30 protein-coding genes are annotated in these 24538 nt (G+C 71.0%); 27 read left to right on the plus strand and 3 right to left on the minus strand.

From position 1 onward, the window contains the following. Positions 1–57 precede the first annotated feature (57 nt). The 23 genes from MF605_RS09230 (at position 58) to MF605_RS09340 (ending at position 19802) form a co-directional block, all read left to right on the plus strand. Positions 58–798, plus strand: coding sequence for an SAF domain-containing protein (locus MF605_RS09230; RefSeq protein WP_134416903.1), 741 nt, complete (start codon positions 58–60; stop codon positions 796–798). Then, positions 795–1619, plus strand: coding sequence for a P-loop NTPase family protein (locus MF605_RS09235; protein WP_031943866.1), 825 nt, complete (start codon positions 795–797; stop codon positions 1617–1619). The genes MF605_RS09230 and MF605_RS09235 overlap by 4 nt, the downstream gene beginning before the upstream one ends. Next, positions 1616–3199 (plus strand): TadA family conjugal transfer-associated ATPase, encoded by a 1584-nt coding sequence (locus tag MF605_RS09240; protein ID WP_134416904.1) that lies wholly within the window; start codon positions 1616–1618, stop codon positions 3197–3199. The genes MF605_RS09235 and MF605_RS09240 overlap by 4 nt, the downstream gene beginning before the upstream one ends. Beyond that, the gene (locus MF605_RS09245; protein WP_134416905.1) at positions 3196–4062 is read left to right on the plus strand and encodes a type II secretion system F family protein; all 867 of its coding nucleotides are present in this window, start codon (positions 3196–3198) and stop codon (positions 4060–4062) included. Before MF605_RS09240 ends, MF605_RS09245 begins: the two co-directional genes overlap by 4 nt. Beyond that, positions 4059–4931, plus strand: a complete 873-nt coding sequence (locus MF605_RS09250) for a type II secretion system F family protein (RefSeq protein ID WP_031943863.1) — start codon at positions 4059–4061, stop codon at positions 4929–4931. Before MF605_RS09245 ends, MF605_RS09250 begins: the two co-directional genes overlap by 4 nt. A gap of 99 nt (positions 4932–5030) precedes the next feature. Continuing rightward, entirely contained in the window at positions 5031–5213 is a 183-nt protein-coding gene (locus tag MF605_RS09255; RefSeq protein ID WP_031943862.1) for a hypothetical protein, read from the plus strand. 43 nt (positions 5214–5256) lie between these two features. Continuing rightward, a complete protein-coding gene (locus MF605_RS09260; RefSeq protein ID WP_031943861.1) occupies positions 5257–5667 on the plus strand; it encodes a hypothetical protein in 411 nt (136 codons plus the stop codon). Further along, complete coding sequence (locus MF605_RS09265) at positions 5664–6113, plus strand: TadE/TadG family type IV pilus assembly protein (RefSeq protein ID WP_031943860.1); 450 nt, start codon at positions 5664–5666, stop codon at positions 6111–6113. The genes MF605_RS09260 and MF605_RS09265 overlap by 4 nt, the downstream gene beginning before the upstream one ends. 2 nt (positions 6114–6115) lie before the next feature. Next, positions 6116–6532, plus strand: a complete 417-nt coding sequence (locus MF605_RS09270; RefSeq protein ID WP_049159529.1) for a pilus assembly protein TadG-related protein — start codon at positions 6116–6118, stop codon at positions 6530–6532. Between the two features lie 15 nt (positions 6533–6547). Continuing rightward, positions 6548–7282, plus strand: a complete 735-nt coding sequence (locus tag MF605_RS09275; RefSeq protein ID WP_134416906.1) for a hypothetical protein — start codon at positions 6548–6550, stop codon at positions 7280–7282. Beyond that, complete coding sequence (locus MF605_RS09280; RefSeq protein ID WP_242821272.1) at positions 7276–8223, plus strand: hypothetical protein; 948 nt, start codon at positions 7276–7278, stop codon at positions 8221–8223. The genes MF605_RS09275 and MF605_RS09280 overlap by 7 nt, the downstream gene beginning before the upstream one ends. A gap of 163 nt (positions 8224–8386) precedes the next feature. Next, complete coding sequence (locus tag MF605_RS09285; protein WP_031943856.1) at positions 8387–8554, plus strand: hypothetical protein; 168 nt, start codon at positions 8387–8389, stop codon at positions 8552–8554. 248 nt (positions 8555–8802) lie between these two features. Continuing rightward, positions 8803–10005: a hypothetical protein gene (locus tag MF605_RS09290; protein ID WP_242821273.1), complete on the plus strand. Its 1203-nt coding sequence runs from the start codon at positions 8803–8805 to the stop codon at positions 10003–10005. Between the two features lie 94 nt (positions 10006–10099). Next, a complete protein-coding gene (locus MF605_RS09295) occupies positions 10100–13459 on the plus strand; it encodes a hypothetical protein (RefSeq protein WP_166795274.1) in 3360 nt (1119 codons plus the stop codon). Further along, complete coding sequence (locus MF605_RS09300) at positions 13440–14075, plus strand: prepilin peptidase (protein ID WP_134416909.1); 636 nt, start codon at positions 13440–13442, stop codon at positions 14073–14075. The genes MF605_RS09295 and MF605_RS09300 overlap by 20 nt, the downstream gene beginning before the upstream one ends. A 4-nt stretch (positions 14076–14079) precedes the next feature. Then, a complete protein-coding gene (locus tag MF605_RS09305) occupies positions 14080–14625 on the plus strand; it encodes a hypothetical protein (protein ID WP_134416910.1) in 546 nt (181 codons plus the stop codon). Positions 14626–14719: 94 nt separating this feature from the next. Further along, positions 14720–15568, plus strand: coding sequence for a glutaredoxin family protein (locus MF605_RS09310; protein ID WP_134416911.1), 849 nt, complete (start codon positions 14720–14722; stop codon positions 15566–15568). Then, entirely contained in the window at positions 15558–15761 is a 204-nt protein-coding gene (locus MF605_RS09315) for a hypothetical protein (protein WP_061867632.1), read from the plus strand. The genes MF605_RS09310 and MF605_RS09315 overlap by 11 nt, the downstream gene beginning before the upstream one ends. A 45-nt stretch (positions 15762–15806) precedes the next feature. Next, entirely contained in the window at positions 15807–17576 is a 1770-nt protein-coding gene (locus MF605_RS09320) for a hypothetical protein (RefSeq protein ID WP_065425925.1), read from the plus strand. After that, entirely contained in the window at positions 17569–18348 is a 780-nt protein-coding gene (locus MF605_RS09325) for a hypothetical protein (RefSeq protein ID WP_031943847.1), read from the plus strand. Before MF605_RS09320 ends, MF605_RS09325 begins: the two co-directional genes overlap by 8 nt. Continuing rightward, complete coding sequence (locus MF605_RS09330; RefSeq protein WP_134377206.1) at positions 18345–18806, plus strand: hypothetical protein; 462 nt, start codon at positions 18345–18347, stop codon at positions 18804–18806. Before MF605_RS09325 ends, MF605_RS09330 begins: the two co-directional genes overlap by 4 nt. 10 nt (positions 18807–18816) lie before the next feature. Then, positions 18817–19533, plus strand: coding sequence for a DUF4145 domain-containing protein (locus tag MF605_RS09335; RefSeq protein WP_053090894.1), 717 nt, complete (start codon positions 18817–18819; stop codon positions 19531–19533). Then, on the plus strand, positions 19530–19802 hold the full coding sequence (locus tag MF605_RS09340; RefSeq protein ID WP_049159099.1) for a hypothetical protein: 273 nt from the start codon (positions 19530–19532) through the stop codon (positions 19800–19802). The genes MF605_RS09335 and MF605_RS09340 overlap by 4 nt, the downstream gene beginning before the upstream one ends. On the opposite strand, the gene MF605_RS09345 is transcribed toward MF605_RS09340, so the two are convergent. Both MF605_RS09345 and MF605_RS09350 read right to left on the minus strand, forming a co-directional pair. Next, on the minus strand, positions 19799–20059 hold the full coding sequence (locus MF605_RS09345; protein WP_134416912.1) for a hypothetical protein: 261 nt from the start codon (positions 20057–20059) through the stop codon (positions 19799–19801). The two genes, MF605_RS09340 and MF605_RS09345, sit on opposite strands and share 4 nt — an antisense overlap. Before the next feature lie 152 nt (positions 20060–20211). Next, entirely contained in the window at positions 20212–20388 is a 177-nt protein-coding gene (locus MF605_RS09350; protein WP_160312128.1) for a hypothetical protein, read from the minus strand. 309 nt (positions 20389–20697) lie between these two features. Between MF605_RS09350 and MF605_RS09355 the strand changes: the two genes are divergently transcribed. The 4 genes from MF605_RS09355 (at position 20698) to MF605_RS09380 (ending at position 23586) form a co-directional block, all read left to right on the plus strand. Then, positions 20698–20997 (plus strand): hypothetical protein, encoded by a 300-nt coding sequence (locus tag MF605_RS09355; RefSeq protein ID WP_031943823.1) that lies wholly within the window; start codon positions 20698–20700, stop codon positions 20995–20997. A 3-nt stretch (positions 20998–21000) separates the two neighbouring features. Then, the gene (locus MF605_RS09360; protein WP_049159095.1) at positions 21001–21450 is read left to right on the plus strand and encodes a helix-turn-helix domain-containing protein; all 450 of its coding nucleotides are present in this window, start codon (positions 21001–21003) and stop codon (positions 21448–21450) included. 101 nt (positions 21451–21551) lie between these two features. Beyond that, positions 21552–22184 carry an HNH endonuclease family protein gene (locus MF605_RS09365; protein ID WP_242821274.1) on the plus strand — a complete coding sequence of 211 codons (633 nt, stop codon included), beginning with the start codon at positions 21552–21554 and terminating at the stop codon, positions 22182–22184. A gap of 82 nt (positions 22185–22266) precedes the next feature. Then, a complete protein-coding gene (locus MF605_RS09380; protein WP_166795275.1) occupies positions 22267–23586 on the plus strand; it encodes an RNA-guided endonuclease InsQ/TnpB family protein in 1320 nt (439 codons plus the stop codon). 32 nt (positions 23587–23618) lie between these two features. Here MF605_RS09380 and MF605_RS09385 read toward each other — a convergent pair. Continuing rightward, positions 23619–24538 (minus strand): IS256 family transposase (locus tag MF605_RS09385; RefSeq protein WP_242821275.1); only part of this gene is annotated, 920 nt, incomplete at its 5' end.

Here is a 24538-nt window from a genome sequence, read left to right on the forward strand (position 1 = left end):
GTCTGGTGAAGGACCAAGCCACCTGCCATTACGGCTGGCAGGTTTGATACGCTCCCCGTGCAGTCCCCTCAGCAGCAAGAAAGGCAGGCCAAGGTGGCTCTGAGAAAGCGGTCGCCCAAGGTGACCCCCACCGAGAACCCGCGCGTCAGCGAGGCCGGCTCCAGCGCGGCGGCTCCCGTGGGCCGTCCTGCGCCGACGCCGGTGGCCAAGCGCCGCGTGGGCGGTGTGGCTGTCGCCGTCGCCCTGGCTGCCCTGGGCGGCCTCGGCGCGTTCGTGGGGACCCAGGCCAACGAGGCCAAGCCCTACCTGGTGGTGAACGCTCCCGTGGAGCGAGGGCAGAAGATCGAGTCCTCCATGCTCTCGTCCGTGCGCGTGGCTGGCGACCCCAGCGTGCTGGTCCCCGCGACCGAGGCCCAGCAGATCCAGGGGCAGGTGGCCACGACCGACCTCCAGCCGGGCAGCACCATCACGCGCACGTCCACGGCAACGTCCTTGGGTGTGGAGGACGGCGAATCGCTGGTGGGCCTGGCTCTGGAGGTCGGGCGCCTGCCTGCCCGGGAGATGGCCGCAGGAGATCACGTCCAGGTCCTCTTCACCCCGGGCAACCAGAACACCAAGGCCGGTGACGAGAACCAGAATCACGACCCCGTCGCGGCCGTGATCGAGGCCAGCCACCATGACCAGAACAGCGGGAAGACCACCGTGGATCTGCGCGTGAAGCAGGCCGACGCCCAGAAGGTCGCCACCTGGGGTGCCGCCGGCACCGCCAGCGTGATCATGCAGGGAGCGCAGAAGTGAGCATCCTGACCCTTGCGGCCTTCGGCGTCAGCCCGGGGGTGAGCACCACGGCCGTGGCCATGACGTTGCAGTGGCCGCGCCCTGTGCTGCTCGTGGAGGCCGACGTCAGCAAGCCCTCATCCGTGCTCGCCGGGTGGTTGCAGGGCAGCATGCCAGCCGACAGCGGCCTGATGGGCATCGCCCACAACTCCATGCGACAGGCCCTGACGGAGCAGGACATCTGGGACTACGCCGTCGACCTGGGAACGGGCCAGGACGCTGGCCAGCCTTCCCGCTGGCTCCTACCCGCCATGTCCGAGCCGCTGGCCGCGCGATCCATGCGGGGCCTCTGGCCGGAGTTGATGATGGCTCTGCGCGCCGTCTCCGGCCAGGACATCGACGTGATCGTCGACGCTGGCCGCTCCGAGAACGCCCACGGCCGGGAGGCGCTCTGGCGCGACAGCGACCACCTGAGCGTCGTGGTGCGCAGCGACCTGGTCTCCGTGGCCGCGGCGCGTGCCTATCTGCCGGCCGTGCTGGAGGCCCGCGCCACCGCGGGGGCAGTGGACACGTCCTCCCTGCTCGTGGTCGAAGATCGAGCCCAGGAGTTCCCCTCCAAGGACATCTCCAAGGTGCTGGGCCTGCCGGTGCGTGGACGCCTTCCCCAGAGCCCGGAAGCCGGCGCTCACTTCGGCGGGGGCGCCCAGGCGACGTCCTGGAGGCTGCGTTCCTACACGCGGGCCATCGGTGCCGCCAACGCCTCCCTCGCGGACGCGCTGATGGCCCGCCGCCAGCTCATCGAGGCGGACATGCCCACCGAGACCGGAGGAGAGCAGCGATGAAGGATCAGACCCCCGACATGTCCCTGGACCTGCTCAACCTCCCGTTCCTGACCGAGAGCACCCCGGCCAAGCCGGCCCGGCCGTCCCTGATCCCCGCCTCCGCCGGCGCTCACCTGGCTCGCCCGCTGGGCACTACCCCGTCTCCCACCGATTCCGCTGAGCTGCCCGGGCTGTCCCGGCCGCTGACTGCTGTGCCCGAGCCGGCACCGCAGGCCGAGCAGAGCGCCCCGACCCGGCCGAGCAACACCACGGAGCTGACGGGCTTCTGGTCGATCGTCGACGTGTTGCGCGCCAAGGCCGTGGACTGGCACGCCGAGGAGACCGCCGACCGCATCGACCTGCCCGAGAGCGAGCTGCACGCCATGGGCTGGCGGCACATCGACCGCGCGATCATCGAGCAGATGCGTGAGAACGTGCAGACCGGCGGCCGCGACGCCGCATGGACTGCCGAAGAGCAGGCGGCACTGCGCCAGGCCACCTTCGATGCGATGTTCCGTCTGGGCCGATTCCAGGCACTCGTGGACGAGCCCGGGGTGGAGAACATCCACATGATCGGTTCCGACCACGTCTGGGTGGAGAAGGCCGGCGGCAGCATGGAGCGCCGCCCGTCCGTCTTCGAGACCGATGAGCAGATGATGGCCGAGCTCCAGTTCCTCGCCGCGAACGCGGGGGAGGAGTCCCGCCCCTTCTCTGCGGCCCACCCCGACCTGGACATGGACCTGATGGGCTCGGTCCGTCTGGCCGCCACCGCCCGCCCGGTCTCCACGCGGCCCACCGCCGTATTCCGCATCCATCGGCTGGTGAACATCACCCTGGAGCAGCTGGTCAACAACGGCACCCTGAGCCCCCTGGCCGCCGAGTTCCTCACGGCGCTCGTGCAGGCCGGCAAGACGATCGTCATCAGCGGCTTCGGCGGCGACGGCAAGACGACCCTGATGCGCGCCCTGGCGGAGAAGATCGGCCCGCTGGAGCAGATCGTGACCATCGAGAAGGAGCGCGAGCTGCACCTGGACCGGCTCGACTCTCGCCTGGTCCCGCCGATCGAGCTTCAGGCTCGCCCCGGATCGGGCGAGCGCGCCGCCGACGGCAGCACCATCGGCGAGTACACGTTGACCATGGCCATGGAGAAGGCCCTGCGTCTGAACTCCGCACGCATCCTGGTCGGCGAGGTCCGCGGTTCGGAGATCGGCGCGATGATCTCCGCGATGCAGACCGGCGCGGGAACTTACTGCACCGTCCACGCCTACTCCGGCGAGGAGGCCGTGCGCCGTCTGGTCGGCCTGGGCATGAACGAGTTCTCCGAGACCTACATGGCTCGCCAGCTGGGCTACCACATCGACGTCGTCGTGCAGATGCGCAAGGTGCCTCAGCCCGATGGCTCGGTGAAGCGCAAGATCATCTCGATCTCCGAGGTGCTGCCCGGCGACACCGACAAGGGCATTTCGGTGGCCGACCTGTTCCGCATGGGTCCCGGCGACGAGAACGCCGTGCCCGTGGCCCCTCCCGTGGACAACCGCCTGCGCAACGATCTCGAGCGCACCGGCTTCGACCTGCTGCGCCTGGCCGGAGGTGCCCGATGAGCTCGCTCCTGCTCCCTCTGAGCTTTGCCCTGGGCATCCTCGGCCTGGGCATGGCTGTCGTGAACTGGCTCTGGCCCGCCCCTCCCAAGGCCCCTGCACCCGATCCGCGCTGGCTCACCGCCCTCAAGGAACTCGGCCGCCGCATGGACCGCAACACGTGGATCATGGTGGGCATCGCCGCCGCCGTGAGCTTCTTCATTGCGCTGTTCACCGGCCTGCTCGTCTACCTCGTCGCCCTGCCCGGCGCCGTCATCCTCCTGCGCTTGGCCTTCGGCTCCGGCGGGGGATCGGCCCAGATCGAGAAGCTGGCGCAGATGGAGATGTGGACGCGCTCGCTCTCCGGCCTGATCGTCGCAGGAACCTCCCTGGAGACCGCACTGGCCGCTTCCATGCCCAACGCCGGCGACCTGATCCGGGACGAGATCGCCACGATGAATGCCCGCATCAAGGCCGGCTGGCCTACCGCAGACGCCCTCAAGCGCCTGGGCCTGGAATGGGGAGACCAGACCGGCGACCTGGTCGTCATGCAGCTGATCCTGGCCGCCAATCAGCGCGGCCAGGGCCTGGCGAACTCCCTGGACGACCTCTCCACCTCCGTGGAGGAAGAGGTCTCCAAGCGCCGGGCCATCTACGCCGACCGCGCCGGCGCCCGCCGTGAGGCCCGCATCGTGATCACCATCGTGGTGATTTCCCTGTGCCTGGTCCCCGGAATGGGCGGGCCCATGGCCGCCTACCAGACCCCGCTGGGCCAGGCGCTCTACCTCGTCCTGGCTCTGGTCACCGCAGGGCTCATCATCTGGATGACCCGCGTGGTAGCCCCGCCGCCGCAGGTCCGCCTGCTGACCGCTAGGAGCTCGTCATGATGATGATCATCATCGCCGGCATGCTGTTCGGCCTGGCCGCGACCGCGCTGATCTGGCCCCTGCTGCCCCAGCGTCCGCGCCTGCGCGCGGCGGCCTTCGACGGCACCGTGACCAGCACCTCCGGAGGCGGCGCGCTCTCTTGGCAGGAGCGGGCCTCGCAGTGGACGATGCGCACGCTGCCGCCGGCCCTGGTCAACGGCCTCACCGACGCCGACCTGGACATCCTGGGCACCACCCGCAGCCGCCACACCTGGGCCAAGATCTACGGCGCCACACTCGTGTTCGTGGTCTGCCTCGCCCTGAGCGTGGCCGCACAGGTGCTCTACTCCCTGCCGCTGTGGCTGTCCCTGCTGATCAGCCTGCTCGTCGCCGCCGTCGCCTGGCTGGCACCTGACTCGGCCGCCCGCAAGCGAGCGACCAAGGCACGCACTGACTTCGCACGCGCGGTCGCGGTATTCGTCGAGCTGCTGGCCTCTGAGCGCGGCCGCAACGCCCAGCCCACGGTGGCTCTGGAAAACGCAGCCGCCATCGGCGACACCTGGGCTTTCCAGCGGATCCGTCAGGAACTGGTCCGGGCTCGCTTCACCAAGGTCCAGCCCTGGACCGCCCTGGAGACCCTGGCCACGCAGCTCCACGTCCCCGAGCTCACCGATGCCGCCCGCATCATGCGCCTGAGCGGAGACAATGGGGCCAGCGTCTACGAGCCTTTGCGCGCGTTGGGTCGCAACATGCGCGTGCGGATGCTCAACGCCGAGGCAGCCCGTGAGAATGAGGCTTCCGGCCGCATGAAGAACATCATCATGTTCATCGCGTTGATGTTCACGCTAATCGTCCTCACCCCTCTGATGCTGACGCTGATGAGCGCGTGAGACGCGCGAGCTCCTCCCGGAGATCGTGATCTCCCATCCACCCACCCACCCGCATCGGGACCGTCCCGAGGCCATCTCCACCACACGAGGGGACTCACCATGAACAAGCTGATGCAGCAGTACCTGATCCTCCGCGCCTGGATCCAGGACAAGCACGAGGACGAGACCGGCGCCGAGACCATCGAGATCATCCTCGGCGTGCTCGCCGCCGTCGTGCTGGCCGCCCTGGTCTGGGCCGGCATCAACACCTTCGCCACCAACAAGGTCGGCGAGCTGGGCTGACTAGACCAGCCAGGGACGGAACACCACGAGCAGGGGGGTCACCATGAACATCACGGCACCGCTTCGAGCGCACCTCGAGGCCCATGCACGCAACGAGACGGGTTCCTCGAACATCGCCTCGCTGCTGATCGTGCCGGTGGCCCTCCTGCTCGTGTTCCTCGTCCCCCAGGCCGGCGCCTACTACCAGGCCTCGACCGTGGCCCAGTCCGCGGCCAACGCGGCCTACGCAACTTCCCGAGTCATGGGCGGCTCGAGCGCCGAGGGCCAGGCGGCCGCCCAGCAGGTCATCTCCCAGCACTCCGGCACCCTCCAGGGCGCCTCCGTGAACATCAGCACCACCGGGGAGCGGATGACCGTCACCGTCACCGGCACCGCGCCGGCCTACACCGGGCAGTGGATCAGCCCGTCCGTCTCCCGGTCCGTGACCGGGCCCGTCGAGAGGGTGGTCAAGTGAACCTCCGCGACACGTCCCTGGCCTGGCTGCGTGATGAGCGCGGCGAGTCCGGCGTCGGGCTGCTCATCGTGGCTCCGGCTATCGGACTGCTCATCGCCATCGCCGTCATGGGCGGCCGCATCGGAGCAGCACAGACCTCCATCGAGTCGGCGGCCGGCGTCGCCGCCCGCGAGGCCACCCTGGCCCGCAACCCCGGCCAGGCCGAGTCCAATGCGCGCCAGTCCGCCCGCATGACCCTGGACCAGACCGACTTCACGTGCGGCTCCCAGAACATCACGCTGGACACCTCCGCCCTGCGCAACGCCCCCGGCATCCCCGGGTCCGTCTCCGCCACCATCACCTGCACGGTGCCGCTCTCCGACCTGGCCATCCCCGGCACTCCCGGGTCCTGGACCATCACCGCCGACGCCACGTCCCCCGTGGACACCTATCGAGAGAGGGGCTGAGCATGATCGCCCGCTTCCGCGCCTGGCTCGGCCGCGAGCACGGAGAGTCCTCCCTGCTGGTCCTGATGCTCGTCCCCATCATCGTGCTCGTCGGCTTCGGCATCGGCATCGACTGGAACGGCAAGGTGCGCGCCTCCGAGGAGGCCGTCACCATCGCCCACCAGGCCGCCCGCGCCGGCGCCAACGCTGGCACCACGGCCGGAGCCGCCCGCGGCGAGGACATCACCCTGGACAGAGCGGCCGCCGCGCGCGCCGCCCAGGGGATGATCGCCGAAGCCGGAGCCACCGGCACCGTCAACGTCACCCCCACCAAGGTCACTGTGGACGTCGACGTCCCCTACACCCCACGCTTCATCCCCACCGGCGTCCTGACCGGCCACGGCCAGGGCACCGCCCAGATCCACTCGAACACCCGCTGACCGCAAGGAGACACCATGAGCCGCGTCACCAAGACCACCGCATACACCGGAGCCGTCCTGGCTCTGGCGCTCACGCTCACCGGCTGCAACGGCGGTGGCACGCCGGGTGGCAACTCCACGTCCGCGAGCGCCTCGCAGTCTTCGCTTGCGCCGATCGAGGCCGTGTCGTCGTCCGCGAACGTGTCCTCGTCCCCCGCTTCCTCGAGCTCGACGAGCGCGTCCTCGTCGTCCGCGAGCGCGTCGTCGTCTGCGCTGCCGGAGTACAAGCCGGTCACCTCGAAGAAGCCGGGGGGCCAGGAGGAGGCGAAGGCGAGCGCGTTCAAGGCGGTTGAGCTGCTCTACACGGTCTCGTCGGACGTGCTGAACAGCGGTGACGCGAAGAACGCGGATCGCCTGTCCGTGGCGGCACAGCAGGGCGAGCTGACTCAGCAGAAGGCCAACGTGGAGAAGACGCTCGCCACGGGGGCCACCTATCGGGGCGCCTCGAAGGTGGAGCTGATCGACGGCCTGGCGGGCCCGTCCGTCCATGCTGATGGCACCTTGGTCGAGAACGCCTCGGTGAACCTGCGCGTGTGCGAGGACAACTCGGGTGTGAAGATCACCGGCAAGGATGGCAAGCCTGTGGACACCGGCGCCACGCAGCGGTTCATCGTGAAGTACGCGGTGCTCTGGAACGAGGACGACGGCGTCTGGAGCGTCGTCTCCAGCGAGCTGCCTCCGCTGAACGGACCGGAGGAGACCTCGTGCTGACCCGTAACAGGTGGGCCGCCATGGCGGCCGCGGGGGTTCTGACCGCGAGCGCTCTCGTCGGCGCGACGGGGGCAGCGGCCCAGGCCACGGGGACGACCGCTGATGGGCGATGCCGTGCAGGCAGCACGGGTTCTAGCTGCCTGGTGGAGGCCACGGTGCCGGGTAAGGGACAGAACGCGCAGCCCGTGCTGGGCCGGGACGGGAAGGCCCCGAAGCGGGCGAACTTCTGCGAGATCAACGAGCCTCTGCCTGGCGACAGCGTCCCGTACCGCTGTGACGTGAACTACGACCCGGTCAATGACTGCGTGTGGGTGAACATGTCACCGCAGCCGACTCCGCCGGCGGGCAAGGATCCAGAACGGGGCGCGTGGGAGCAGTGCAACCCGAGCGATGGGCTGACGCTCGGTCAGCCAGTGAAGACGCGCTGGATGGATTCCACGCAGGCCGGGCCGGGGGAGATCCGCCAGGCCGCCCAGACAGTCGTGAAGGAGATGCAGCTCAAGGGCATCGAGATCGGCATGGTGCCGTACCCGGTGGCGGAAAACGGCACGGGTGCTGTGGGTCTGCCGGCGTGGATGTGGGTCGGGAACCCTGACGATCCGCAGGCGTGGGGGCCGTACACGGTCTCCAAGGACGTGAACGGGATCGCCGTGCAGGCCACGGCGCGGCCGGTGCACGTCACCTGGGACATGGGCGATGGGACGCAGGTGGTCTGCGACGGTCCCGGCACCGTCTACGAGGACCGCTTCGGCAAGCAGGAGTCCCCGGACTGCGGGCACACGTACATGAAGATGTCCAACCCCACCTACAAGGTCACGGCGATCACGACATGGTCCGTGGAGTGGACGGCCCAGGACCAGTCCGGGGTAATCGAGACCGTGACGCGCTCGTCGCAGGACGTGCGAATCGGGGAGTTCCACGCCCTGAACGTCCGGCCGTGAGCAATCGCCGGGGCAGACCTTTGGTCTGCCCCGGCGTGTTGTTTCCAGACACGGACTCGGACGAATCGGATTGGGATACTCTGTGACCATGCGCACGCCCCCGTCGAACCCTCGCCCCACCAGGCGCACTGGCGGTCGCCCGTCCAAGGGAGACCGCTTCAGCGTGACCACCAAGCTCCCCCGGTCCTACGAGCAGAAACTGCACGCCCGCGTGGACTACCGGGGCGAGACCGTCACCGACTACGTCGCATCCCTGATCCTGGCCGACCTCGACGCCAACGAGGTCCCCGAGTCGAACGGACAGGAGGCCTTCGACGTGAAGATCGCCTGAGCATGCAAGAAGGCGGCCCCGCGCCAACGGAACCGCCTTCTTGCGACTAGCACCCCGCCAAGGGTGCCGGTCTGAAGATTTCAGTTGTTCGAGAGCTGCTTCTCACTCGCCAGTGAAGCTCTCGATCTCGGGTGGATCCCCGCCAAGGGATCCGGCTCTGTCCCTCCCTGGAAGGAGGCACGTTGCTGTTGTCGTGCCCAAGTCTACCCAAAATCCCTCTCCGCGACACGTCCCCCCTCCCGTCGGCCGTGTCCTCGGCGCCGTGCCTGGGGGAGTCCACCCTCACCCGGCTGCTGCGTCATCGCCGGAAGCCGGCCCGGCCCGTGCGGGGTCGGATCACGAATCCGTGCCGTCAGAACTGGCGCCGGCCCTCGCGTGCCCGGGAGGGCGACATCGACGTGATCTTGGCCGCGGTGCCCTCCGGCTCCCGGCGTCTGGAGCACCTGGGCGACGCCGTTCCCGCCCTGCGGGCACTGCCTGCCTGGCAGGACCTCTCCCGGACCCGTCGGCGGCTGATGGAATCTCTGGTGGGTGCGCTGGTGGCCTGCGCGGACTGGTCGAAGATGATCTCCCGTCCCGGGCACAAGCGCCTGGCGAAGATGATCGGCCGGAGCGCCTCGACGGTGACCGCGGCCATCGCCTGGCTGATGCGACACGGGGTGATCGGACGCGTCGCCGCCGGACGCTCTGCCGCCTACGCGACCCCGGACGAGCGTGGCAAGCGGATCAACGAGGCGGCGGTCTACGTGCTGTGCTGCACCGCCCACCTGGACGTGGAGAAGATCCTCGCCAGGCACCGTGCCGACGCCGCGGCCGAAGCACGGGAGCGTGCAGGTCAGCGTCGGATCCGTGGGGCTGTGGAGAAAAACTGGCACCCTTCCTCGCTAGAGGATTCACTTACTAGAACTCGTAGAGGAACCACGCACGCGCGCGACCGCGGACTCGTCGAGCTCTGGCCCTGCAACCGCGCAGTGGCCACCCGTCGTCAGCAGCTGGCCGCCGCCCGCACCGTCCAGGATCGCGCTCTGGGTCTGCGCGTGCTCTCGGCCCGGGACGTCCGCTCGCTGATCCGTCCCTTCCTCGAGGCCGGCTGGACCCCGGCCGACCTGCTCCACGCCCTGGACCACACCCCCCAGGGCGCGCACCGGCTCCACAGCCTGGACGCCGGCCAGAACACCGCTCGAGCTCGCGGCTACCTGCGGTGGCGCCTGGAGCACTGGAAGGACGCCGGCGGGCTCGTGCTCGCCTCAGCCTCTGCCCGAGCTCGTGAGCGGGCGGAGGCGGCGCGCGAGGCGATGCACCGGGATCGCCAGGCGGATGCGCGAGCGCGTGCGGCGGCCGCGGGAGTGGAGTCTCCGGCTCGAACCGCGGCCCTGGCGGCCATGCGGATGCTGTTCCGGCAAGGTGGCGCGGAGCGTGACAGCCTTGAGGCGACCCACCTCACCGCCTAAACTGACCTCAGATCAACTTAGAAGGGACATCGGGGGACCGCCCCAGCCTTCTACCCCGTGAAGACCTCTACCCACGCGAGCGGAGACACGCCCCATGCGCACTCTCAAAGGCCTTGCGGCCCTGCTGGCCCTGACCGCCCTGGTGGTCGGCATCCCCGCCGCCCTGATCCTGCTGGCCGGCAACCCCATCCCCAGCACTGCCGAGCTCCAGCAGGCCCTGACCGGCATCGACTTCGGCGGCACGTTCCTGATGGGCACCGTGCTGCCACTGATCGCGTGGGGCTTCTGGGCCTCCTTCGTCTACTCGCTCGTGGTCGAGGTGATCAGCCTCATCCGCCGCGTCGAGACCCCCAACCTGGGCGGAGCGCTGCGCCCGCAGCAGGCCCTGGCCGGCGCGCTGATCGCCGCCGTGCTCGCTCTCGGCGGTGGCAGCCCCGCCTTCGCCCTGACCCCGCAGGACACCGCCTCCACTCCCGCCGCCGTCGCCATGGCCCAGGAGGGCCAGACCACCCAGGACACGACCCAGGACACCCCTGCCGCCGCAGGGGAGCGGACCTACACCGTGCAGGAGGGCGACACGCTCTGGGGCATCGCCCGGGACGAGCTGGGCCAGGGCAGCCGGTGGGGCGAGATCGCCGAGCAGATGCGCTCCACGCCCCAGGCCGACGGCCAGACCCTCACCGATCCCGACCTCATCATGACCGGCTGGACCGTGGAGCTGCCCGACGGCCCCACCGGCGCCGGCTCCACCTCCGCGACACCGGCCCCCTCCCAGCAGGCCCCCGCCCCGGCGCAGACCGACACGGACGCCCAGCCGGTCCCCGCCCCGGCGGCGCCCTCCGCATCGGCGTCGGCCGAACCCTCCGCCCCTGCCGACGACTCGGCCACGCCGGCCCCCGAGGCGGCCGCCGCCCCGAGCGCCGCCTCGGACCCCACGCCGGCCCAGGACGCCCAGCACCCCCTGCCCGGCGAGGCCGTGTCTGCGGCACCCTCCACGGCCCCCGCCGAGCAGGAGGGCCCCTCCGCCGTCCCCGGCGGCGCGTTCACGCAGACCGCGCCGGCCCCCGCCGATCTGTCCTCCCACCAGGAGCAGGCCGCCCCGGAGGAGGTCCCCGCATGGGCCACCATTGGCGGCATCGGCGCCTTCGCCGCGGCCGGACTGCTGGGCATCGTCGGCCTGCGCCGCCAGCTCCAGCGCCGCCGCCGCCAGCCCGGCCAGTCCGTCCCCATGCCCGAGGAGCAGACCGCGCAGCTGGAGACCCAGCTGCGCGTGGTCGCCGAGCCCGAGCAGGCTGAGGAGCTCGACGTCGTCCAGCGCTGGCTGGCCCGCTGGGCCCACGAGAACGGCCAGGACCTGCCTGAGCTGTTCCTCGTGCGCGTCTCGCCCGAGCAGATCGCCCTCTACCTCATGGACCCCGCGCAGCTGCCCGAGCCCTTCGTGGCCGAGACCGACGACGGCGTCGTCTGGACGCTGGCCTCCGGCTCCATCGACATCGACCCCGACCTGCCCGCCGCCCCCTACCCCTCGCTGGTCACCGTCGGCCAGGACGACACTCGCTCCCAGGTCCTGCTCGACCTCGAGCGCCTGGGCACCCTCGGCATCGACGGCGACCCCCAGCTGACCACCCAGGTCCTCGATGCCATGGCCGTGGAGCTGGCCACCTCCAGCTGGTCCGAGAACGTCACCATCACGCTCGTCGGAGTCGCCGACGGCCTGGCCAAGGTCGTCAGCGACGGCCGCGTCCGCCAGATCGACGACCTGGACCAGCTGATCGGCCAGCTCGACGGCAAGGCCAAGGACATCCGCCGCGCCCTCGACGAGCAGGACGCCGCCACCCTCGACCAGGCCCGCGCCGCCAACCAGGAAGAGGCCTTCGGCCCCGAGATCGTCCTGCTGGGCCTGGAGCCCACCCCCGCCCAGGCTCGTCGCCTCACCGACCTGGCCGGCGCCATCCCGCGGCTGGGCATCGCCGCGGTCACCACCGCCAACCCCCTGGCCTCCGACTGGATCCTGAACCTCGAGGACGAGGACCACGCCGACCTGCTCCCGGTCAATCAGCACCTGCGCCCGCAGAAGATCACCCCCGAGGAGGGCGAGCGGATTAAGGAGCTGCTGGCCACCGCCCTGGAGGACCCCCGCTCCACCGGCCGTGGGACGACCGCCACGATCGACATCAACACCGTCCTGGACGAGCGCCCCCACCTCAGCGCGGTGGCCGATCTCGAGGAGATGCTCCACGAGGAGGAGAACACCCAGGACCTGCCCCTGACCCCCGAGCCCGCGGTCCCCGCCGCTGAGACCGCCGAGGACGAGACCGATCCGGCCGAGGAGAACGAGGAGGACGTGCTCGCCGCCCAGACCGCCCGCCACACCCCGACCCCTGCGCCCGCCCCGCACGACACCATGGACGAGGACGAGGACGAGGAGAGCCAGGACCAGGCCGCGGCGGCCGCCGTGCCGACCGAGCCCGAGCCCGAGCCCGAGCCCGAGCCCGAACCGGCCGCGACCGCCGAGCCGGCGCAGCAGGAGGCGGCCACCGATCTCCACGACACGTCCCCCGCGGAGGACGAGGACGAGGACGAGAAGGACGCCGCCCCCGAGCAGCTGGCCTCGACCGACCCGCAGAAGCAGATCGACCTGGACGCCGCACACCTGCTGGAGCAGGCCACCACCCAGGCCCCGATGATCCTGATGCTCGGCGAGCTCAAGCTCGTCGGCGCCCAGGGCCAGGCCCCCGTCACCGCGGCCACCGGCGAGGTCTCGACGACCCAGACCGCCCGCTGCGTCGCCCTGGCCGCCTACCTGGCCCTGCACCCCGGCGCGAGCGCCGAGGCCGTCCACGCCGCGTTCTGGCCCACCCAGCGCTCCGACGGCAAGTCCGCCTCCAGCAACCGCAACAAGCTCACCGGCCAGGCCCGCCGCCTGCTCGGCCAGGCCGCGGACGGCACCCCCTACCTGCCCGCCGTGGGCGGCGAGGGCTACCGCGTCCACGAGGACGTGCTCACCGACTGGCAGGTCGTGCAGTCCCTGATCGGCGATGACCCTGTGAAGGCCTCCACCCCCGCCCTGGTCGCCGCCATGCGTCTGGTGAGGGGAGTGCCCTTCGAGCACGCCAAGGCCTCCAACGTCGCCTGGACCGAGACCCTGGTCCAGGAGATGGTCCAGACCATCTGCGACGCCGCCCACGAGCTCGTGGCCCGCTCCCTGGCCGCCGGCCACCGCGAGCACGCCCAGCTGGCCGCCCGCGTCGGCCGCGCGATCGACCCCGCCAACGAGGCCGCCTGGCGCGACGCTCTGGTCACCGAGGCCGCCGCCGGCAACCACACCGAGGTCACCCGCCTGATCGAGAAGCTCTACTCCTACCTGGAGTCCTTCGAGGAGGACCTCGAGCCCGAGGTGGAGACCACCGCCCTGATCGAGGAGCTGCGGGCCCATGGCTACCGTGTCGCCTGATCTCCACGACACGTCCCCCGCGGCCACCGACCCCGCGCCGGCGCCCTACACGGTGCCGCCGCGGACGGTGCGCACCCTGATCGGCCCCGGCGTGGCCCTGGCTGCCCTGCTGGGCATCACCGGCGCCGCGGTCGCCGGGCTGCCCGTGCTCATGGTCCACGCCGCGCTCGCCCTGATCGCCCTGGCCTGCCTGGGCATCTACATGGCGCGCGTGGACCGGGCCCACCGGCTCATCCCGAACTGGGCCGTGGCCGCCCTGGGCACCATCAACCTCGGCGCCGCGGTGGGGCTGCTGGTCACCGGCTACGGCGCCTGGGCCCTCCAGGGGCTGGTGGTCACCGTGATCGCCGCCGTCGTGCTGATGGTGATGCACCTGATCGGCGGCACCGGCATGGGCGACGTCAAGCTCGTCACCGTGGCTGCCCTGGCCATCGGCGCCCACGGCCCCGGTGCCTGGGTGCTGGCCATCCTGGCCAGCTACGTGCTCGCCGCCCTGTTCGGCGCGGTCCCGGCCCTGCTGCGCGGCCAGCGCAAGACCCGCGTGCCCATGGCCCCGTACCTCGTCGCCGGGCACGTGCTCGCCTTCCTCGCCGTCCTGGGCTACCTGGCATCCTGACCAGGTGCCCCGCACCTTCTCCGCCCGCGACCGCCGTGCACTGACCGGCCTGCTCACCGCCGGGCTCAAACACGCCCAGCTCGACGACCTCACCGCGGCCCACCCCGTTCCCGGCGACCCCGGCCACGACTCCGGCAAGACCGGCCGCGTGGGCCTGATCGTGGCCACCTGGCTCGCCAGCGGCGACCACACCGGACTCACCCGCGCCCTCGAGCTGCTCGAGACCGCCAAGCTGCCCCCGGCCCGCCACGCCGACCTCGCCCGCCTGCAACGGAAGGCCGGCCTGGACCCCACACCACAACCCACGCCAGAAGCCGAGCCAGAAGGCACCCTCGCCGCGGATGGTGCGACGGAGCCGCCGCTGCCGGCCGAGGAAGCGGCGCCGCCCGCACCTCCGCGACACGTCCCCCTGGTCCTCCTCCAGGACCTGGCAGAGGACCACCCCGCGGTCCAGGCCCTGCTGGCCGCTGGCCTCGACGTCGGGCACCTCGAGCACACCTCGACGATCCCCGCCGACGCGCTGCTGCTGCACCCGGCGCATGAAAGCTGACCCCGGAACGGGGAGGGACATCAGCGCCGGATGCCGGCCTTATGGGAAGTGAGGGCCGGCCACGGCCCCGACCATCTCCGACCGAGGAGCACCCATGTACACGATCTACACCAGCCCCGGCTGCGGCCCCTGCATGGCCGTGAAGGCCCACCTGCGCGCCCACAAGATCCCGCACACCCTCGTCGACGTCTCCCAGGACCCCGCGGCCGTCGAGAAGCTGCGCAAGATGGGCTACTCCAGCGCGCCGGTCACCGTGGACGAGGCCACCGGGGAGCACTGGCACGGCTACCTCCCCGACCGCTACGCCTCCCCGGCCCCAGAGGCCGCGCCGGCCGCCGACATGCAGGCCACGATCGACCTGGGCCCCGTCGAGGCCGGAGAGCACGTGCTCTGGGACCCCCACCAGGGTCACCTGCTGATCATCGGCGACCGCGACAGCGGCAAGAGCGTGATCCAGCGCGGGATCATGGAGACCGCGGTCTCCGTGGGCTGGCAGGCCTGGGGCCTGGGCCTGCCCGGGGAGCTGGACAAGGTCGAGGACCATCGGTACGCGCAGGTGGTCACCGCCGACGTCAGCGACCAGCTCAAGCGCATCCGTGCCGCCAGCGAGCTGATGCGCGAGCGCTACCACCTGGTGGAGGTCGCCTCCCTCGCCAAGGAGCGCCCCGAGCCCTTCCAGCCCATCGTGCTCGTCCTGGACGACTACGCCCATCTGCGCCAGCGCTGGGCCGACCTCGCCCCGGCCGGGGAGCACGAGGCCGACGTCGCCGAGAACCTCCTGCTGGGCATCCACCGCCTGGGCCGCTCCGTCGGCATCCACCTGTCCGTCTCCTGCCGCGGCATCACCCACCACCTGGGCCAGACCATGGCCGCCGGCTCCACCGTGGTGCACACCTCGCTCTGGCGCAGCTCCCTGGAGACGGAGATGGCCCATGCCAGGTGACCGTCGCCGCCTGGCCCGCCACCGCAGCCGCCACTGCGGCGCCCACACCCTGGCCGCCGAGCTCGCCCTGCTGGCCCACGCCGGCCAACCGACCCCGGACGGCGACACCGACGATCTCCACGACACGTCCCCGCCCGCGGTGCTGCCCGGCCAGCTCGACGCGCTGGACCTGCTCCCTACCGAGGAGGCTTAGCGCAATGTAGGGTTGCCCTAACTGTCAGATCGACCGGAGGTCCCCATGGCCTACTCCAACCGCGAGCGTCCCGGAGGGCGCGCTGGCCTGCGCGACAACACCCCCACCACGTTCCGCCCCGTGGCCTACCGCAACCTCGCCGCCCGCAAGAACCTGTGGGCGGACTACACCACGGGCCGGGGCGTGTTGGACAACGGGCAGGCGGTGCCGCCGAAGATCGGCCCGCGTCGGAAGAACCCGAACCTCACCGACATGCTCGACACTGCGGCCGCCGTCGGTGTGGACCGGATCTTCTTCACGGGCAAGACCCCGGTGGCCACGCCGGGCAAGCGCCACTGGCTGCTGGTGCAGACTCCCGGCTGGATCGACGGAGGACACAACCTCGGCTCCCCGGCCACCGGCCGTTTCGAGCACCGCCAGACCGGCAAGCGCATGCTGGTGCAGTTCGTCTCCGGGTGGTTCGGCGACGCCCCGCTGAGCCCGGATCAGGCCCGCCTGGCCTGGCAGGCCACCGAAGGCATCATCGGTGCGCACTTCCGCGGAGCCAAGCTCATGGACAGCCCCACCGCCACCGGCGCCAACCTCTGGGCCCTGACCCTGCCGAAGAACCTCGAGCCGTACCCGCTGACCGAGGACATCGCCGAGGAGCTGCACCGCACCTCCGGCCAGCACCACGTCGAGCACCTCGTGGCCGGATCCTCCTCGGGCACTCACCCGGACTGCATCCCCCTGCACGACCCGGCGAAGACCCCCAAGATCGATGGCTTTGCCTACGTCGACGGCCGCTTCATGTACGGAGCCATGTGCAGTGAGCTGGGCATCGGCCCCGGGTACCGGCTGCGCCGCGACGACACCGCGGACATGCTCCGGGAGAACCCCTACGCCCGCGCTCGCGTGCACGTGCAGTTCAAGGTCCCCGACACCTGGGACCACATCGGCCTGATCGGCGTCCAGCACGAGAAGGCTTCCGAGGGCTGGTACTGGCCCAACCGCCCCGGCGCTACCGGGAGCGCCTGGATCGACGCCGCCGAGTTCTTCGTCGCCGCCCGCCACGGCTGGCAGCTGGACCCGATCGAGTCCGTCGCGTTCACCACCGATGTCCCCGGCGCCCGCGACCGCGACCGGCGCGTGCGTGCACGCCCGCTGGACACCTGGAAGGACAACCTGGTCAAGGCTCGCGCCGCCGTCGCCGGCGACCCGCTGATGGACGAGATCATCAAGACCGCCGTCTCCGCGGCACTGCGCTCGATCCTGATCAACACGATCGGCAACTTCGCGGCCCGCGGGCGCGTGCAGACCCACATCACCTTCGACCCCAAGGAGGTCCCGGCCAACGCCCCCGACGTCAAGCAGCACGGCAAGGCCTTCATCTGGACCACCAAGCCGCGCTTCGACGGCCAGGCTCAGCGCTACTACCACCCCGAGTTCGCCGTGCAGGTCTGGGGCCGGGCCCGGGCGCGCATGCTCTCCGGACCCATGGCCGGTGGCCTCCAGGGCGGGGCCCTGCACGTGCCGGCCCACACCCTGCTGGGCGTGCGCGGCGACGCGATCTACACCACCGAGGTCCCCGCTTGGTCCCTGACCGAGGAGCGTGGCGGCGGCGATGACGGCCGGGTGGGACGCATGCGCCTCCAGGGCTACGTCCCCGGACCGCTGAAGATTCCCGCCGACGAGACCGCCCGCAACAGGCTGCGCGCCAAGGCCGCGCGCCTGGGCGTGGACGCCGCCTACTCCGAATACGAGATGCAGGCCGCCCCCGTCGACGGGACGGACTACCTGCCCGGCGACGACGAGCAGGAGGCCGACGGTGAGTGACCCGGCACAGCTGAGCCCCGCCGAGCTCGTCACCCGGGTGCGCTCGGCCTACGGACTCACCTGGGCCGAACTCGGTGCGGCCATGAACCGCTCCCCGCGCATGATGCAGAAGATCGCCCGCGGGGAGACCTCGGGCGAGTCCTACCGGGACGCGCTGACCGAGCTACACGAGACCGGCGCCGTCTCCAAGGCACCCCGACGTCGACGCAACGCGGCCGGCAAGATCGTGCCCGTGCGAGCCAAGCGAGGTGCCAAGAAGCCCACCGTGGTCCCCAAGGACACCCGGCGCGGGCCCTCCCTGACCCGCCACTCCACCACGACCACCCACCTGCCCGACGGCAACCGGATCGTGCGGATCCAGCTGCCCAAGACCGTCGGATCGCCCGAGCGCGGGGCCGGCCTGCACGCGGCCCGCATGTCCATCGTCAACGTCGCCCGCGGCGCCCGCCACCAGGACAAGCGCGTGCACATCCGCGCCACCGTGGACATCGGCGGCGGCCGCACCCGCACCTTCGACGTCGGCTCCAAGGGCGGCTACCTGGCCGCCGACGTCGTCTCCGACGTGCGCGACCGCAACGGCGGGGACATGGGCGGATGGATCGCCTCCCAGATGGGCGACCGCTACGCCCGCGACGCCGTCACGCAGGGCCAGCTGGTGGGGCTGTCCGTGACCAGCTTCAACGCCGTGCGCTCCAAGGAGGAACGCGTGGCCCAGGATGAGGCCGGCGCCCGCCGGTGGGGACGACGAGGAGGACGCACCCGATGGGGATGAATCAGCACGAGAAGCCGGCCCCGCCGGCACGCCGGTGGGACGAGGCCCTGGACCCCCACGCCCACCAGGGCCCTTACCGGCCCCCCGCGGCACTGCTGGACATCCTCGCCCGCGCGGCCGGGGCCAACTCCTACGAGGCGGCCACCACCGCCGTGCGCCACCGCGCGGCCAGTGCGGCCACCGAGCTGCACGAGGCGGGCCTGGACCCGCGGGTGATCGGCCTGATCGCCGAGCCGCGGGTCAACGAGCTGCTGGGCGTGGCCGAGCGCTCGGCCCGCTCCCTGCGCCAGCGCGACCGCCAGTTCCCCGAGCCGGTCACCCGCGGACGGCTCTGGTGCGAGCCTGACGTCGTCGACTACCTGGCCTTCAAGCACGAGACCTCCCCCCGCCCCGGAGCGCTGCACAGCGCGCGTGTGGCCCAGCGTGAGCAGGCCCAGACGCGCGGAGCCCGCCCCTAGACTGACCGGCATGAGCGAGGACTTCACCGACGGCACCGGCCTCTGCCCCCACTGCGGACACCACGTGGCAGCCGACCTCGTCGGCCAGGCGCAGGTGAGCCCGACCTGGAATCCGCGCTACGCGCGACACTCCTCCGTGGATCCGGCCTTGGCGCCCCCTATGCCCGAGGCGAGGGACACGATCGCGGGCTACGCCTGCCAGTTCTGCCAGGGAACGATCGCCTTCCTCGAGCACTGGCAGAAGGTCGAAACCGACGCCGCCGGGCATCCGTCTCTGGAGCGCGTCAGGCGGACGATGATCGTCCCGGCCAAGCCCCCGCGGCAGCTTCCCGAGGCCACCCCGGAACCCGTGCGCTCGCTCTATGCGGAGGCCAGCATCTGCGAGGACGCCGGGGCACTGCGCGCCGCCGGCGTCCTCTACCGCGCGGCCACCGAGGAGATGGTCAAGGACCAGGGCGGCACCGGCCGGGACCTCAAGGCCAAGATCAACAGCCTGACCCCGCGGCTGGACGCCGAGGTGCTGGAGGACCTGCACGAGTCCCGCCTCGTGGGCAACGACAGCATCCATGTCGGCGTGCAGTACGCCGCCGAGGAGATCGCCGACGTCGCCGAGCTGCTCTGGGAGGCCGCCTTCGTCCTCTACGAGCAGCCGGCCCAGAAGGCCAGCATGCGCGCGGCCCGCAAGGCCCGCCACGACGCCGCCCGCGGCCCGCGCGCGGCGTCGTGATCCCGGTCTACGAGCCGCCGGCCTTCCGCAGTCCCGAGGAGGTCCACTCCGCGCTCTACCAGGACGCCCCCTACGTGCGGGTCATGCTCCCCGACCGGGGACGGGTCGATGCGATGGCTGCCCGCTGGTCGAGCACCCATGTGCTGATCGCCTGGGAGGAGCCGCCCGGCACCGAACGGTTGCAGGCATGGGTGCCCGCTGGGTGGGTCACCCGCATTCGGGCAGAAGAATCGGCCTGGCGCGCCCCCTACGGGCGCACGCACGGCTAGGCCGCGGTCAGCACGGCGCCTGCGTGCGCGGGCACCAGCCCGTGGGCGGCGGCGTACTGGAAGCGCAGCATCTGGGCCAGGTGGGCCTGGGCTTGCATGAACGCGAGGACCTGAGCGGCGTCGGGCCGGTAGGCGGTGCCGTCGGCGGTCTGGGCGCGCACCATCTCGGGGCGGTCGTGGGCGACCCAGCGGGCCACCTCGGAATCTGTGGTCGGCAGGGACGTGGTCATCCGCCCTTGCCAGGACACCTGGATCATCAGGGACACCTCCACCCTTACGTTGATCTGACGTCAACATACTAGGTGGGCTGGCAGGTGGAGGGCAACAAGCTCTGGACGCGCGAAAGCGCCCCGCGAGGTTCCTGCGACTGTCAGATCAACGGGAAAGCGGGGCGCTTCTGGGGTCCAGTCTAGGCGACCAGCGCCGCCGGCGGGAAGGCGTCCGGGGTGTCGATGAACCGCCGCAGCACCTGGCAGCAGTGCCACCAATGGCAGGCTGCGGTGCTCGCATGCGCGCGCTCGCTGTCGGTCACCACCTCGCTGGCCTCGGCCAGGGCGGCCTCCAGGTGCTCGACCTCGATGCTCATGGCTCCTCCGATCCGCGGGTGTCCTTCACCGTGGATAAGGCCGTCGCGCGGCCGTGATGTCCCTTCTGGGCGCCAGGCAGAGCGAAGCCCTCCCGGCGCGGAGGGGGGATGGCCAGGAGGGCTCCTAAGTCGCAGGCCCTACGGGATGGGCTCACGTTCGACCTGTGCAAACCGTAGCAGGGGCAGTGGTGACGGGGGGAGGGTTGTGGATAAAGGTTGCGGGTGTATGGAATGACGCGTATGGTTTGACGTGTATCGCTAGACCTACGTGAGGTGATTCTGTCGCCTCCAGATTGAGAGAGCACCCCCATGACCACCTTCTACTACTCCGTCAACGAGATGGCTCGGCAAGCCGGCTTCACCTCGCCCTCCACCTGGACCCGCATCAAGAACGACCTGCGCGCCCCCGACGCCGTCATGGTCAGCAAGATCCAGGGCGCCGGCTGGACCCTGGATAGCTGGGAGGACGCCGCCAACAACGAGCTGCACACCCGTCGCGAGCCCCTGATGAAGGCCATCACCCGCCTGCGCCTCGAGGAGGAGGCCCTGCGTCAGGAGTACGGCGTGACCGACCAGGACGAGCCGGCCGACCAGAAGGCGGAGGGCTGAGCCATGAACGCTATCGAGCTGAAGTGCCGCCGAGAGGCCCTCGGTCTGTCCCGCGACGCCCTCGCCGACACCCTGGGTGTCGCGGAGAAGAGCATCACCCGCTGGGAGTTCGGCAAGAACCCGCCGCGGGACTGGTCCTGGATCGACTCGGCCATGACCCGCCTGGAGGACTACCGCGAGCGCCTCGTGGAGGAGCTGATCGCCGAGACCTTGCGCGTGCATGAGCAGGCCGGTGCCGCGCTGATGTTGACCTACGCTTCCCGCGGTTCCTTCTACAGGTGGTTGCCGGAGATGGAGGAGCCGGACATGGGTGATGGCATCGAGGTGATTCCCGTGGAGCTGCACCGGGCGGCCACCGCCGAGGCTGCGCGCCGGCTGCGGGTGAGCCATGGGCTGCACGCTGTGATTGAGGCTGTGCCCACTCCGCAGGAGCGTGAGGGGGCGGGCTCGTGAGCGTGCGTCGATGGGTCTCGAGCGTCGTCGCCGTGGTGGCTACTCTGGGTGTGGCTGGCGCCGTCGGGGGTGGACATGTGCAGGGGGTCCAGGTGCCAGAGGTGAAGCTTCCCAAGGTGGCGCTGCCCAGCGGAGTGGAGCTGCCCTCACTCGGCGACACGTCCCCGACGCCGGCGGCCGGACCGGTCGGGGGCCAGCTCGAGCAGCTGGCCCTGACCTCCGCGGCACCGGCCAGCGCCTACACGCGAGACGCGTTCGGCCAGCGCTGGGCGGACGTGGACCGCAACGGCTGTGACACCCGCAACGACGTGCTGCGGCGCGACCTGACACAGGTGCAGATCAAGCCCGGCACGCAGGGGTGCAAGGTGCTCTCCGGCCAGCTCGTGGACCCCTACAGCGGCGCTACGATCCCCTTCTCCTCCCAGGACTCCCAGGCCGTGCATATCGACCACACGGTCTCTCTTGCCGATGCCTGGGCCTCCGGGGCGTGGGCGTGGGACGAGTCCCAGCGCACGGCGTTCGCCAACGACCCGGCGAATCTGCTGGCCGTGGATGGGCCGGCGAACACCTCGAAGTCGGATGCGACCGCGGCGGACTGGCTGCCGGACACCGTTGCGGGCCGATGTGAGCTCGTGGAGCACCAGGTGGTGGTGAAGGCCAAGTGGGGGCTGAGCGTCACCGAGCGCGAGCGCGCGGCGATGCGCAGGGTGTTGGCCTCCTGCCCGGCTGGGTGAGCGAGGCCGTAACGTGTCCGGGGGGTGGGTGACCATGCCCCTGAACGGATGGACGATGCTGGCGCAGGTGGAGGTGCGAGCGATGACGACTACCACGGGTACCGACCTGGCCCCGAGGCTGCGCGCGTTCAAGCACCGCCTGGACCCCAACCCCGCCCAGGCCACCCTGCTGGCCCAGTACGCCGGCGCCGCGCGCGTGGCCTACAACATGCTCATCGCCCACAACCGGGCCGCCCTGGCCGCCGGTGCCGCCCGTCGCACCGAGCTGGCCGAGACCGGGCTGGCCGGCCCCGAGCTGGCCGCGCGCATGAAGGCCGAGCGCGCCGCCGACCCCACCCTCCGCGTGGCCAGCTACCAGTCGTACGCCACGGCCCACCTGACCCCGCTGATCCGCCGCCACCGCGAGGCCGCCGCCGCGATCGCCGCCGGCGCCGACCCGGCCGAAGCATGGACCGACGAGCGATACGCCGAGCCCTGGATGCATACCGTGCCCCGCCGCGTCCTGGTCTCCGGTCTCCAGAACGCCGCGAAGGCCACCGAGAACTGGATGGCCTCCGCCTCCGGCACGCGCGCCGGCGCGCGCGTCGGCCTGCCGTGGTTCAAGAAGAAGGGCCGGTCCCGGGACAGCTTCACCATCCCCGCCCCCGAGGTCATCGGCGCCGCGGGCACCCCCTACAAGCGCGGCGAGCCCCGCCGCGGGGTGATCACCGACCATCGGCACCTGCGCCTGGCCTCCCTGGGGACCATCCGCACCTACGACAAGACCAGCCGCCTGGTCCGCGCCTGCCGCCGCGGCGCCCAGATCCGGTCCATGACCATCTCCCAGGCCGGCGGACGGTGGTACGCCTCGATCCTCGTTGCCGATCCCACCCCCATCCGGACCGGGCCCAGCCGTCGCCAGCGCGCCAACGGCGCCGTCGGCGTGGACCTGGGCGTCAAGCACCTGGCCGCCCTCTCCACCGGCGAGGTCATCGACAACGGCCGCCCCGGTGCCCGCCAGGCCGCCCGCCTGACCCGCCTCCAGCGCGCCTACGCCCGCACCCAGCCCGGCTCGAACCGCCGCGAGCGCGTGCGCCGGCAGATCGCGGCACTCCAGCACGGGATCGCCCTACGTCGGGCGGGGCTGCTGCATCAGGTGTCCACGAGACTGGCGACGGACTTCGCGGTGGTCGCCCTGGAGGACCTGAACGTGGCGGGGATGACCCGTTCGGCCCGCGGGACGCTCGAGGCGCCGGGTAGGAACGTGGCCGCCAAGTCCGGGTTGAACCGGGCGATCCTGGATGCCGGGCTGGGGATGCTGCGCCGGCAGCTGGACTACAAGACCTCCTGGGCAGGGTCCCAGGTGAAGATGATCGACCGATTCGCGCCCTCCTCGAAGGTCAAGTCCCTGGAAGTGGTGTAGCCGTCTTCGAGGTTGTAGGGGGCTTGTACCTGTCAGGTCTGCAGGGTCGGCATCACCTCCGTGCTCATCACGGTCTCTTGCTCCGTGGTCAGGGGCTCACGGCACCGGGCGAGCAGTTCCAGGCCGAGATACCGGCGGCCTTCGGCCCACTCATCGGTCTGCTCGGCCAACACAGCCCCGACCAGACGCACCACGGCATCCCGGTTCGGGAAGATCCCCACCGAGTCCGTGCGGCGCCGGATCTCCCGGTTCAGCCGCTCGGCAGGGTTGTTCGACCAGATCTGGGACCACACGTCCCTCGGGAACGAGGTGAACGCGAGGATGTCCTCTCGTGCTGCATCGAGGTGCCCAGCCACCGCGGGCAACCTGTCCTGCACGTAGTCCAACAGGCGCTCGAACTGGGCCTGCACGGCCGGCCCGTCGGGCTGGTCGTACACGCTGTGCAGCATGGCCTTCACCGCCGGCCACATGCTCTTCGGGGTCACGGCCATCAGATTCGCCGCGTAATGGGTGCGGCAGCGTTGCCACACGGCCCCGGGCAGGTTCGCCGCCACGGCTTCCACGAGGCCGCGATGGGAGTCCGAGGTCACCAGTGCCACCCCGGCCAGCCCCCGGGCCACCAGGTCCGCGAAGAACTCGTTCCACGCCGCACCCGTCTCCGTGGTGGCCACCCTCAGCCCGAGGACTTCGCGGCGCCCGTCGGCGTTGACCCCGGTGGCGACCATGGCCACCGCGTTGATCACCCGCCCGCCCTCTCTGACTTTCATGGTCAGGGCGTCGGCGGCGAGGAACACGAACGGGCCGGCCTCGCCCAGCGGCCGGTGACGGAAAGCCTCGATGTGCTCGTCCAACTCCTGTGCCATCCGGCTGACCTGGGACTTCGAGAGCGAGTCGATGCCCAGCTGCCGTACGAGCTTGTCCATGCGCCGGGTCGAGACCCCGGCCAGGTAGC

Origin of the sequence: Micrococcus luteus (genome assembly GCF_022664405.1) — a bacterium.
Taxonomy (GTDB): Bacteria; Actinomycetota; Actinomycetes; order Actinomycetales; family Micrococcaceae; genus Micrococcus; species Micrococcus luteus.

Bases quoted from the DNA above. Each gene is read 5' to 3' on its own strand.
- MF605_RS09335 (WP_053090894.1), top strand. From the start codon at position 18,817: ATGAGCGAGGACTTCACCGACGGCACCGGCCTCTGCCCCCACTGCGGA.
- MF605_RS09295 (WP_166795274.1), top strand. From the start codon at position 10,100: ATGCGCACTCTCAAAGGCCTTGCGGCCCTGCTGGCCCTGACCGCCCTG.
- MF605_RS09240 (WP_134416904.1), top strand. From the start codon at position 1,616: ATGAAGGATCAGACCCCCGACATGTCCCTGGACCTGCTCAACCTCCCG.
- MF605_RS09315 (WP_061867632.1), top strand. From the start codon at position 15,558: ATGCCAGGTGACCGTCGCCGCCTGGCCCGCCACCGCAGCCGCCACTGC.
- MF605_RS09330 (WP_134377206.1), top strand. From the start codon at position 18,345: ATGAATCAGCACGAGAAGCCGGCCCCGCCGGCACGCCGGTGGGACGAG.
- MF605_RS09275 (WP_134416906.1), top strand. From the start codon at position 6,548: ATGAGCCGCGTCACCAAGACCACCGCATACACCGGAGCCGTCCTGGCT.
- MF605_RS09345 (WP_134416912.1), bottom strand. From the start codon at position 20,059: ATGATCCAGGTGTCCTGGCAAGGGCGGATGACCACGTCCCTGCCGACC.
- MF605_RS09355 (WP_031943823.1), top strand. From the start codon at position 20,698: ATGACCACCTTCTACTACTCCGTCAACGAGATGGCTCGGCAAGCCGGC.
- MF605_RS09360 (WP_049159095.1), top strand. From the start codon at position 21,001: ATGAACGCTATCGAGCTGAAGTGCCGCCGAGAGGCCCTCGGTCTGTCC.
- MF605_RS09350 (WP_160312128.1), bottom strand. From the start codon at position 20,388: ATGAGCATCGAGGTCGAGCACCTGGAGGCCGCCCTGGCCGAGGCCAGC.
- MF605_RS09245 (WP_134416905.1), top strand. From the start codon at position 3,196: ATGAGCTCGCTCCTGCTCCCTCTGAGCTTTGCCCTGGGCATCCTCGGC.
- MF605_RS09320 (WP_065425925.1), top strand. From the start codon at position 15,807: ATGGCCTACTCCAACCGCGAGCGTCCCGGAGGGCGCGCTGGCCTGCGC.
- MF605_RS09270 (WP_049159529.1), top strand. From the start codon at position 6,116: ATGATCGCCCGCTTCCGCGCCTGGCTCGGCCGCGAGCACGGAGAGTCC.
- MF605_RS09300 (WP_134416909.1), top strand. From the start codon at position 13,440: ATGGCTACCGTGTCGCCTGATCTCCACGACACGTCCCCCGCGGCCACC.
- MF605_RS09380 (WP_166795275.1), top strand. From the start codon at position 22,267: ATGACGACTACCACGGGTACCGACCTGGCCCCGAGGCTGCGCGCGTTC.
- MF605_RS09310 (WP_134416911.1), top strand. From the start codon at position 14,720: ATGTACACGATCTACACCAGCCCCGGCTGCGGCCCCTGCATGGCCGTG.
- MF605_RS09260 (WP_031943861.1), top strand. From the start codon at position 5,257: ATGAACATCACGGCACCGCTTCGAGCGCACCTCGAGGCCCATGCACGC.
- MF605_RS09255 (WP_031943862.1), top strand. From the start codon at position 5,031: ATGAACAAGCTGATGCAGCAGTACCTGATCCTCCGCGCCTGGATCCAG.
- MF605_RS09250 (WP_031943863.1), top strand. From the start codon at position 4,059: ATGATGATGATCATCATCGCCGGCATGCTGTTCGGCCTGGCCGCGACC.